The organism is Pseudomonas sp. SDO5591_S426, assembly GCF_054070755.1.
In genome coordinates, this window is sequence record NZ_JBSVXD010000067.1 from 18,606 (window position 1) to 27,883 (window position 9,278).

Sequence of the window (9,278 nt, forward strand, 5' to 3'; positions counted from 1 at the left end):
AATGCAGCGAGTCGAGAAAAGGTCGGGGCTAAAACGATACGGGATGATACAGCGGATGGCATGTAAGACTTGAGGGATGTAGCGACCGTCAGATGGCTATCGCTAGCACCGCCACCACCAAAGCCGAAATGACCTACAGCGTCTGAAGCACCTTCAAGCAGGACGTAGTCCCTTTCCTCAAACCCCGACAAACCCCCTACAAATCCTGTCGACCTCGGCCGTCTTGTCGCACAACACCACGCGCTTCTATAGTCTGCGGCGCGGCTGAAATCAGTGTCTCGGCCTGCCGGGCACACTCGCCGATTTTGCACAGGACGCACTTCAATGACGCTCCCCGATCCACTGACCGACCGCTACCGCCCACTCAAATCCAGCTACAGCGAAACCCCGGTATTGGTCATCGACACCGAAGCCGACCCCTTCGAAATCCTCGACGCCGCCCGCCAACGCATCCGCGCCGCCAGCGACCTGCTCGAAACCTTGTATTGCCTGTGCTTCAAACAGGCCGACGCCAGCGACATCCCCAACATCGTCAGCGCCCTGTACCTGCTGACCCAGGACGGCAACGACCTGCTCGACATCGCCCGCCAACGGCTGCCGAAACTCACCGTCTAAAAACCACCACATTTCCCTGTGGGAGCTGGCTTGCCAGCGATGAACGATAACGCGGTGCAACATGGATAAGTCCGTCAGCAACGCCCTATCGAAGCTTCGGCAACGTCCTACAAAAGAAGACACCTTGTCGGCTATCGCCAACCAGTGACTCAAACCTATAGTCCGGACTGTCGCTGCCAAATCAGCGGCTCGGGTTTGGTCACTCGAGAACAACGAGATCCACATTCCCATCTAAAAATAGAGGTGTTCTTCCGTGACCACGTTAAATCCATTTCCCAGTCGCTATCGCCCCCTTCAAACCAATCTCACCGACACCACACCCCTAATCATCGACACAGAAGCCAACCCCCAAGACATCCTCGAATCCGCTCTCCAGCGCATTCGCGCGTCCAGCGATGTGCTCCGAACCCTGCACTGCCAAAGCTTCCTCGAAGGCGATATCGAAGACATCCCGCACATCACCCACGCGCTCTACCTGCTAACCCAGGACGGCTGCGACCTGCTCAAAGTCGCCCAGCAACGCATGCTCAACTGGAAAGCTCCAGCCTGACGCTATTCAGCCAGCACGCCAAAGTGAAATTATTCCGGCTGTTTCAACACTAAACAGCCGGAATAATGGCAGTTAGCACGTATGTCTTTGAGAAACCAAGTTCACCGAAATGGCACACTCTTACATTTCCCTGTCGCAGGTCGTGACCACATTTAAGTGCTATTATTCTGGCAGTTATAGCGCCTTAATGAAGGAATATTGGCACATGGCCAAGAAGACAGCCCCACTCTTGCCCTCAGCTTCCAGACTGCTTTCCGAGTTCGGCGAGCGCCTGAAACTCGCTCGCCTGCGCCGCAAGCTCACAGCTAAACAAGTCGCTGAACGTGCGGGCATGTCACTGATGACATTGCGCTCTCTGGAGTCTGGTGGATCAGGAGTGACCATCGGGGCATACCTGTCGGTCATGCAGGTTCTGGGGCTTGAAAAAGACCTGAGCAAACTGGCGGCAATCGATGAAGTGGGCCGGCAACTGCAGGATGCACAACTCAAACCCAATGCCACCGCCACAACAGACTCGAACCGACGAACTCGCAGAATCAGCGCAGTGAAAAAAACCTCTCCAATGCCTGAAAAAGACACTGGAGTGATTGAAAGTACTGTTCACAAAGCTGATCTGTCCGCTGACTACCCTTTCAACACCCACTCACTATCCAATCTGTTGACCAAGAAAAAAACCAAGCCCACGACAGGTGAGAAATGACCCGGATTGCGGTGTATGCCGATTGGGAATCCTTGAATGGTCCCAGACGCCTCGGTTTCTTGCATGCCCGAAAGGCTCGTGCCACGGAGGTCTTCGAGTTTGAGTACGACACGGCTGCGCTGGCTGATCCTGAATTGAACTTCACACCGCTGGACCCTCGAATCGGGCTCTATGAAGGTCGTCAGTTCCCTGGACAACATCAAAACCGCTTTGGCGTGTTCGCTGATTCAAGCCCGGATCGCTGGGGTCAGTTACTGATGAAGCGGCGACAGGAACGCGATATTCGCGACGGTTTGGCAGCCAAGGGCAGCAAGCTCTACGAGTCGGATTTCCTGTTAGGTGTACATGACCTTTATCGGGTCGGTGCGATTCGCTACAAGCTCAATGACGAAGGCCATTTTCTCGATGGTCGCGATGGCTTGGCCGCCCCGCCTTTCATTGAGTTGCGGGCGCTCGAACAAGCAAGCCGAGCACTGGAAAATGATCCGGACAACACCGCACTCGACGGTCGCGAATGGCTGAGAATGCTGATCGCACCTGGCGGTTCGCTGGGTGGTGCTCGCCCCAAAGCCAGCGTCGCGGACGAGCACGGTCACTTGTGGATAGCCAAGTTCCCCAGCACCCGCGATGACTATGACATTGGCGCCTGGGAACTGGTGGTGAATGCCTTGGCCAATCATTGTGGCCTGCGAGTCGCAACCGCTATCGCCCGACGCTACGCCAGTGATCATCACTGCTTCATGGTCAAGCGCTTCGATCGATCGAACCGGGGTGGCCGACTGCATTTTGCCTCGGCCATGACCATGACGGATCGCGTTGATGGTGACGATGCCTCAGTCGGCGCGAGCTATCTTGAGCTGGCCGAAGTGCTGATGGAACACGGCTCGGAAACCAATGCTGACCTTCGTGAGTTGTGGTCTCGGATTGTGTTCAACATCCTGGTAACCAACAGCGACGACCACCTGCGTAACCACGGCTTCATCCTTGATCCCGGCCGGGGATGGCGATTGTCTGCCGCCTATGACATGAACCCGGTGGCCCACGCTGACGGCTTGAAGCTAAACATCACCGATACGGACAATGCACTGGATCTGGAGCTTGCCCGGGAAGTGGCGGGGTATTTCCGGATCAATCGTGCGGATGCAGAAAGCATCATCGACAACTTCAAAGAAGTTGTCAGCCAATGGTCCACGCTAGCAGGGGCATTGGGCCTATCAAAACGCGAGCAGGACAATATGGCGCCTGCATTTCGATTAGCGGAGCCTATGCAATGAACCTCGCCCCCAACCTCCCCGACGACCCAACCCTCCACCAGCTCATCCAGCTCCTCCACGAAGAACTCGGCCTCCCCGAACGCAAAGCCATCAGCCTCAACACCTCGATCAATTTCGACCTCGGCTGCAACGGCGCCGACGCACAACACCTGATCGAAACCCTCGAAGAACGCTTCACCATCGATTTCGTGGATTTCGACAGTTATCGCTATTTCCAGCCCGACGGCTACGATGTATTTCTCAAGCGCAAAGCCAAGGGTCGCGGCGACAAGGAACCATTGACCATCGGCATGCTCTACCGGGCTATCAAGGCTCAACGCTGGGACACTGATGAGCTGGAACGCCCGTAACGTCCCCGGCGCATAACGATAAGGACATTGCGTGGACGTATTGATGGGCTTGCTGGCCGCCTTGCTGTGGGGCGGTACGGATTTTCTGGTGGGCTTGAACGCCCGCGCTGTTGGTGTCAAACGCGCCGTGTATTTCGGTCAGGCGCTGGGCTTTGCCATCATGAGCCTGCTGCTGATCGCCTTCCCCGTGTTCATTCTCCGGTCAATGGCCGCACCGCTTGATGTCTGGTTGATTGGCGTCGCTGCCGCTGTGCTGACCGTGTCCGGCGCGCTGGCACTGTCCAAAGCCTTCGCCCTCGGCAAAGCCTCCATTGTCGCGCCGCTAGTGACCTCCTACGGCGTGGTGACCACTTTGCTGTCCTGGGCCGGCGGCGAGCAGATCAGCCTGCTCCAGCTGCTGTGTATCGCGCTGTGTGTGATTGGCGTGGTTCTCTCCGCTATTCATTCCGACCCGAAGGTGCCCCACACCACGCAGGCGAGCAGCTCCATCGCTTTTGCGCTGCTGGCGGCGGTGTTTTACGGCACCAGTTTTTGGCTGCAAGGCCGTTTTGTACTGCCGATACTCGGGCCGGTGACGATGCTCTGGCTCGCGTATCTGATCGGGTTGATCGTGTTGGTAGCGATCGTTCTCAGGATCGACGATGGCCTGAAAATCCCGCCGCTGAAAAACTGCCTGACACTGACCGGCGCGAGCCTGATGAACCTCGGCGGTTTTTCATCGTTTGCCTGGGGTGCAGTGGCCGGCTCGGTATCGGTGGTGACGGTGATCAGCACGTTGTCAGGCGGGATTGCGGCGATTCTGGGGTATGTGTTTTTCAAGGAACGGCTGGGCAAGGTGCAGGTGCTGGGGGTCGTGCTGGTGTTGGTCGGGGCGTTTGTCCTGCACCTTAAAACCTGAAACGCCGCGCACAAAAAAGCCGCCCCGATGGGCGGCTTTTTCATTGCATCAAACCAACGCTTACAACTTAGGACCAGCAGCCTTGATCGCGTCGCTCACTTCGAACTTCTTGAAGTTCTCGATGAACAGGCCGGCCAGTGCTTTGGCGGCTTCGTCGTAGGCGGCTTTGTCAGCCCAGGTGTTGCGTGGGTTCAGCAGGCCAGTCTCAACGCCCGGTACGGCCAGAGGCACGTCGAGGTTGATGGTGTCCAGGTGCTCGGTCTCGGTGCCGATCAGCGCGCCGCTCTGGATCGCTGCGATCACTGCACGGGTGGTCGGGATGTTGAAGCGTTTGCCGACGCCGTAGCCACCGCCGGTCCAGCCGGTGTTGACCAGGTAGACCTTGGAGCCGAAGCCGCGGATGCGCTTGATCAGCAGTTCAGCGTATTCGCCAGCCGGACGCGGGAAGAACGGTGCGCCGAAGCAGGTGGAGAAGGTCGACTTGATGCCGCTGCCCGAACCCATTTCGGTCGAGCCCACCAGAGCGGTGTAGCCAGACAGGAAGTGGTAGGCCGCTTGTTCTTCGTTGAGGATCGACACTGGCGGCAGCACGCCGGTCAGGTCGCAGGTCAGGAAGATCACAGCGTTCGGCTCGCCACCGAGGTTCTCCTCGGAACGCTTGGCAACGTGCTCCAGCGGGTAAGCGGCGCGGCTGTTCTGGGTCAGGCTGACATCAGCGTAGTCGGCGTGCTTGGCGTCATCGATGACGACGTTTTCCAGCACTGCGCCGTGCTTGATGGCTTTCCAGATAACCGGCTCGTTCTTCTCGGACAGGTCGATGCACTTGGCATAGCAACCGCCTTCGATGTTGAACACCACGCCTTCACCCCAGCCGTGCTCGTCGTCACCGATCAGGTAACGGCTTTCGTCGGCCGACAGGGTGGTTTTACCGGTGCCGGACAGACCGAAGAACAGGGTCACGTCGCCTTCTTCGCCGATGTTGGCAGCGCAGTGCATTGGCAGCACGTCAGCGGCCGGCAGCAGGAAGTTCTGCACCGAGAACATGGCTTTCTTCATTTCACCGGCGTAACGCATGCCGGCGATCAGCACTTTTTTCTGTGCGAAGTTGAGGATCACGCAACCGTCGGAGTTGGTGCCGTCACGCTCTGGCACGCATTCGAAGTTGGCAACGTTGAGCACTTGCCACTCATCACGGCCAGCCGGGTTGTACTGGGCCGGGTTGATGAACAGGCAACGACCGAACAGGTTCTGCCAGGCAGTCTGGGTAGTCATTTTCACGGCCAGGTAGTGCTCGGAAGCCGCACCTACATGCACGTGGGAAACGAAATGCTCTTGCGCGTTGTTGAACGCCTCAACGCGGTCCCACAGGGCATCGAACTTGTCGGCCGGGAACTTGCGGTTGATCGGGCCCCAGGCGATGGCGCCCGTGGTGCTCGGCTCATCAACGATGAAACGATCGACTGGCGAACGGCCGGTACGGTGACCGGTACGAACAACCAGTGCGCCGGTATCGGCAAGCTCGCCTTCACCGCGGTTGAGGGCTTCTTTAACCAGATCATCAACACTCAGATCGGTGTACACGGCGTTATTGGCTTGCGTCATGAGGTTCCCCGTCGGCCAGTGGCCGAGTGCTCCAAACGTTTTTGTAGTAGAAAGTCGTGCACTACTACCGCGAAAAAAGTGGGCCGGATTATGCCAGAAAAGCCCAAAAAGAGTAGGCCCCTCCTGTCGTAACGGCGTTATTCCGGCGCTAACCAGTGAATTTACCTGCGCTGAAACGTTTTAGTGACGGGTATCTGACGGCGTCTCGACACCCGCGCCGGCGAACAATTGAGTCACGTCGGCGGCGTCGAACAGGTACTGCTGGTTGCAGAACTGGCAGTCGATCTCGATTTTTCCACCGTGTTCAACCACCAGGTTTTGCGCGTCTTCCATACCCAAACTGACCAGTGCATTGGCCGAACGTTCGCGCGAGCAGCTGCAACGGAAGCGCAGTTTTTGCACGTCGAACAGACGCACTTGCTCTTCGTGGTAGAGACGATGGAGCACGGTTTCGTTGTCCAGGCCCAGCAGTTCATCGGCGGTCAGGGTGGTGGCCAGCGCGGTGAGGTGCTGCCAGCTGGCGGCGCGTTCTTCTTCGTCTTTCAGGCGGTCGGCAGGCAGTTGCTGCAGCAACAGGCCACGGGCGCGACGGCCATCGGCGCACAGCTTGATGCGCGTGCCGATCTGCTGCGACATGACGAAGTAGTTGGTGAAGCAGTCAGACAGCGTTTCGCCGTCCAGATCAACCACGCCCTGGTAGCGCTGGCCTTGTTTCGGGTCGATGGTCAGGGTCAGCGAACCGTCCGGCATCAAGTCGGACAGGGTGGCGTCAGGGGCGATGCGGTCGGCCTCGTAACGGGCCAGACCACGGATGTCGCGCTCGCTGGAGCATTCGATCATCAGCAGCGGGATCGGGCCTTCGGAGCGGGCCTGAAGGATCAGCAACCCATCGAACTTCAAGGTGCCGACCAGCAACGCCGCGGCCGCCATCAGTTCGCCGAGCAGTTGTGCGACCGGTTCCGGATAGGCGTGCTTGGCCAGGACTTCGGCGTAGCTGAGCTCCAGCGAAACCATCTCGCCACGGGTGTCGCTGTCATCGAAGATGAAGCGTTGGGTGAAGTCGTTATCCGGTAGGTCGGTCATAAGTCTGGGTATCTGAAGTGGTGACTAGGTATGGCTTACAGGCCGGCGGCAGTGTGCGCTTTACGACGAACGGCACACGCACGGCAGGCGAATTACCTCATATGGCTACGAACAGGCGCAATTACAAGTCTTTGCCCGGTTGATGCGATCGGCGGACCGGGCAAATCATTCGTTGCTACTGCCACGAAACTTGAACAGATCGCGCCGTTGTTTCTTGCTCGGTTTGCCATCAGTGCTCACGCCCAAGGCGCCCGCTTTGCGCTCGGCGGCGGCATTTTCGCGCTTGGCGATGCTGGCTTCGGTTTCAGCGTATAGGGTCTGAGCTTCCGGCGCGCCACGGCGCACGATCGACAGCGCCAGGACCACCACCGTACGTTCCTCGAAACCGGTGCGGAGGACGAACTCATCGCCGATGCGTGGCTCTTTGCCAGGCTTGCAGCGCTCGCCCCGGCAATGCACTTTGCCGCTTTCAATCGCCGCTTTGGCCAAGGCACGCGTCTTGTAGAAGCGCGCAGCCCACAACCATTTATCGAGGCGGACTTTGTCGTCCTCTTCGTTTTTTTGTGCCATGGGATTTCCTCGTTCTGAAATATTTGTGAACTGTACTACCGTTCTGTCGTGCCAAGAATTTCTCCGTCCCGGACTACAATGCTGACATTCCATAACCTCCTCCGCGAGGCTGGAAATCCGGGCCGTAGATATCTGTCGCCTTTTACCCATTATTCTGCGTGAATACCGCGATTTCGGCCGCCTGCGGCCACCGTGGTTTCTACCGGTTGAGCAATTTTGAAGACATTTGACCATTTGACCGTTGTCGGTTTGCGCGAGTGGGTGGCGCTCCCGGATTTGGGAGTCGCCGGCCTTCGGGCAAAAATCGACACCGGTGCCAGCACCTCCAGCCTGCATGCCACCGACATCGAGACGTTCGAGCGCGATGGCGAGCAATGGGTGCGCTTCACGGCGCACCTGGGCACGGTAGTGCAGTTGCGCCACCGCCGCTGCGAAGCGCCGCTGGTGACACGCAAAACCATTAAAAGCTCTAACGGTCACGCACAGGTGCGATACGTGATCAGCACCACCCTGGCCCTCGGTGATCGGGTCTGGCGGGTCGAGTTCACGCTCGCCTGCCGCAAATCCATGCGTTATCGCCTGCTACTCGGTTCCAAAGCCTTGATCGACGGCCAGTTGGTGGTCAATCCAGGCATTAAATATGTACAAGACAAGCCGGTGTTCCCGGTATCTACCTTCTCCACAGGTGTTGCATGAAGATCGCTGTGCTGTCGCGGAACCCGCGTCTGTATTCCACCCGTCGCCTGGTCGAAGCCGGTACCGAACGCGGCCATGAAATGGTGGTGGTCGATACCCTGCGCGCCTACATGAACATCGCCAGCCACAAGCCGCAGATCCACTATCGCGGCAAGCCGCTGGAAGGTTTCGACGCCGTGATCCCGCGGATCGGTGCGTCGGTCACGTTTTATGGCTGCGCAGTATTGCGCCAGTTCGAAATGATGGGGGTTTTTCCACTCAACGAATCGGTGGCCATCGCCCGCTCGCGGGACAAGCTGCGTTCGCTGCAATTGCTCTCACGTCGCGGCATCGGTTTGCCGGTCACCGGTTTTGCCCACTCGCCGGACGACATTCCCGACCTGATCGAAATGGTTAACGGTGCGCCACTGGTGATCAAGGTGCTGGAAGGCACCCAAGGCATCGGTGTGGTGCTGTGCGAAACCGCCACGGCGGCAGAATCGGTGATTGAAGCGTTCATGGGCCTCAAGCAGAACATCATGGTCCAGGAGTACATCAAGGAGGCCGGCGGCGCCGACATTCGCTGCTTCGTGGTGGGCGACAAGGTGATTGCGGCGATGAAGCGCCAGGCCAAACCCGGCGAGTTCCGCTCCAACCTGCATCGCGGCGGCAGCGCCAGCCTGATCAAGATCACGCCGGAAGAGCGCATGACCGCATTGCGTGCGGCGAAAGTCATGGGCCTTGCGGTGGCGGGTGTGGATATCCTGCGCTCGAATCACGGGCCGCTGGTGATGGAAGTGAATTCGTCGCCGGGGCTTGAGGGGATTGAGACCACCACCGGCAAGAATGTGGCGGGGATCATCATTGAGCATCTGGAGAAGAATGGTGGGCCGAATATGACTCGGACCAAAGGCAAGGGATAAAGCAAAAGATCGCAGCCTGCGGCAGCTCCTACAGAGTA

The 9,278-nt window shown here is 58.3% G+C and carries 11 protein-coding genes; 8 read left to right on the top strand and 3 right to left on the bottom strand.

The window, feature by feature from the left end; genetic code table 11:
* The first annotated feature begins 324 nt into the window (after positions 1–324).
* From ACW9JC_RS15280 to ACW9JC_RS15305, 6 genes are all read left to right on the top strand, one after another.
* Positions 325–615, top strand: a complete 291-nt coding sequence (locus tag ACW9JC_RS15280; protein WP_457455799.1) for a hypothetical protein — start codon at positions 325–327, stop codon at positions 613–615.
* A 253-nt stretch (positions 616–868) separates the two neighbouring features.
* Entirely contained in the window at positions 869–1,165 is a 297-nt protein-coding gene (locus ACW9JC_RS15285; RefSeq protein WP_457455801.1) for a hypothetical protein, read from the top strand.
* Positions 1,166–1,370: 205 nt separating this feature from the next.
* Entirely contained in the window at positions 1,371–1,865 is a 495-nt protein-coding gene (locus tag ACW9JC_RS15290; protein ID WP_457455803.1) for a helix-turn-helix domain-containing protein, read from the top strand.
* On the top strand, positions 1,862–3,139 hold the full coding sequence (locus ACW9JC_RS15295) for a type II toxin-antitoxin system HipA family toxin (protein WP_457455805.1): 1,278 nt from the start codon (positions 1,862–1,864) through the stop codon (positions 3,137–3,139). Before ACW9JC_RS15290 ends, ACW9JC_RS15295 begins: the two co-directional genes overlap by 4 nt.
* A complete protein-coding gene (locus ACW9JC_RS15300; RefSeq protein ID WP_457455807.1) occupies positions 3,136–3,489 on the top strand; it encodes a DUF1493 family protein in 354 nt (117 codons plus the stop codon). The genes ACW9JC_RS15295 and ACW9JC_RS15300 overlap by 4 nt, the downstream gene beginning before the upstream one ends.
* 43 nt (positions 3,490–3,532) lie before the next feature.
* The gene (locus ACW9JC_RS15305) at positions 3,533–4,387 is read left to right on the top strand and encodes an EamA family transporter (RefSeq protein ID WP_448109849.1); all 855 of its coding nucleotides are present in this window, start codon (positions 3,533–3,535) and stop codon (positions 4,385–4,387) included.
* 60 nt (positions 4,388–4,447) lie between these two features.
* Here the strand turns inward: ACW9JC_RS15305 and ACW9JC_RS15310 are convergent, their stop codons facing one another.
* From ACW9JC_RS15310 to ACW9JC_RS15320, 3 genes are all read right to left on the bottom strand, one after another.
* The gene (locus tag ACW9JC_RS15310) at positions 4,448–5,989 is read right to left on the bottom strand and encodes a phosphoenolpyruvate carboxykinase (RefSeq protein WP_338584173.1); all 1,542 of its coding nucleotides are present in this window, start codon (positions 5,987–5,989) and stop codon (positions 4,448–4,450) included.
* A gap of 180 nt (positions 5,990–6,169) precedes the next feature.
* Positions 6,170–7,072: an Hsp33 family molecular chaperone HslO gene (hslO, locus tag ACW9JC_RS15315; RefSeq protein ID WP_416127440.1), complete on the bottom strand. Its 903-nt coding sequence runs from the start codon at positions 7,070–7,072 to the stop codon at positions 6,170–6,172.
* Between the two features lie 165 nt (positions 7,073–7,237).
* Positions 7,238–7,642 carry an RNA-binding S4 domain-containing protein gene (locus ACW9JC_RS15320; protein ID WP_338584171.1) on the bottom strand — a complete coding sequence of 135 codons (405 nt, stop codon included), beginning with the start codon at positions 7,640–7,642 and terminating at the stop codon, positions 7,238–7,240.
* A gap of 216 nt (positions 7,643–7,858) precedes the next feature.
* Between ACW9JC_RS15320 and rimB the strand changes: the two genes are divergently transcribed.
* Positions 7,859–8,338, top strand: a complete 480-nt coding sequence (gene rimB / locus ACW9JC_RS15325; protein ID WP_448105952.1) for a retropepsin-like aspartic endopeptidase RimB — start codon at positions 7,859–7,861, stop codon at positions 8,336–8,338.
* Positions 8,335–9,240 carry a 30S ribosomal protein S6--L-glutamate ligase gene (gene rimK / locus ACW9JC_RS15330; RefSeq protein ID WP_007972871.1) on the top strand — a complete coding sequence of 302 codons (906 nt, stop codon included), beginning with the start codon at positions 8,335–8,337 and terminating at the stop codon, positions 9,238–9,240. The genes rimB and rimK overlap by 4 nt, the downstream gene beginning before the upstream one ends.
* Positions 9,241–9,278 lie beyond the last annotated feature (38 nt).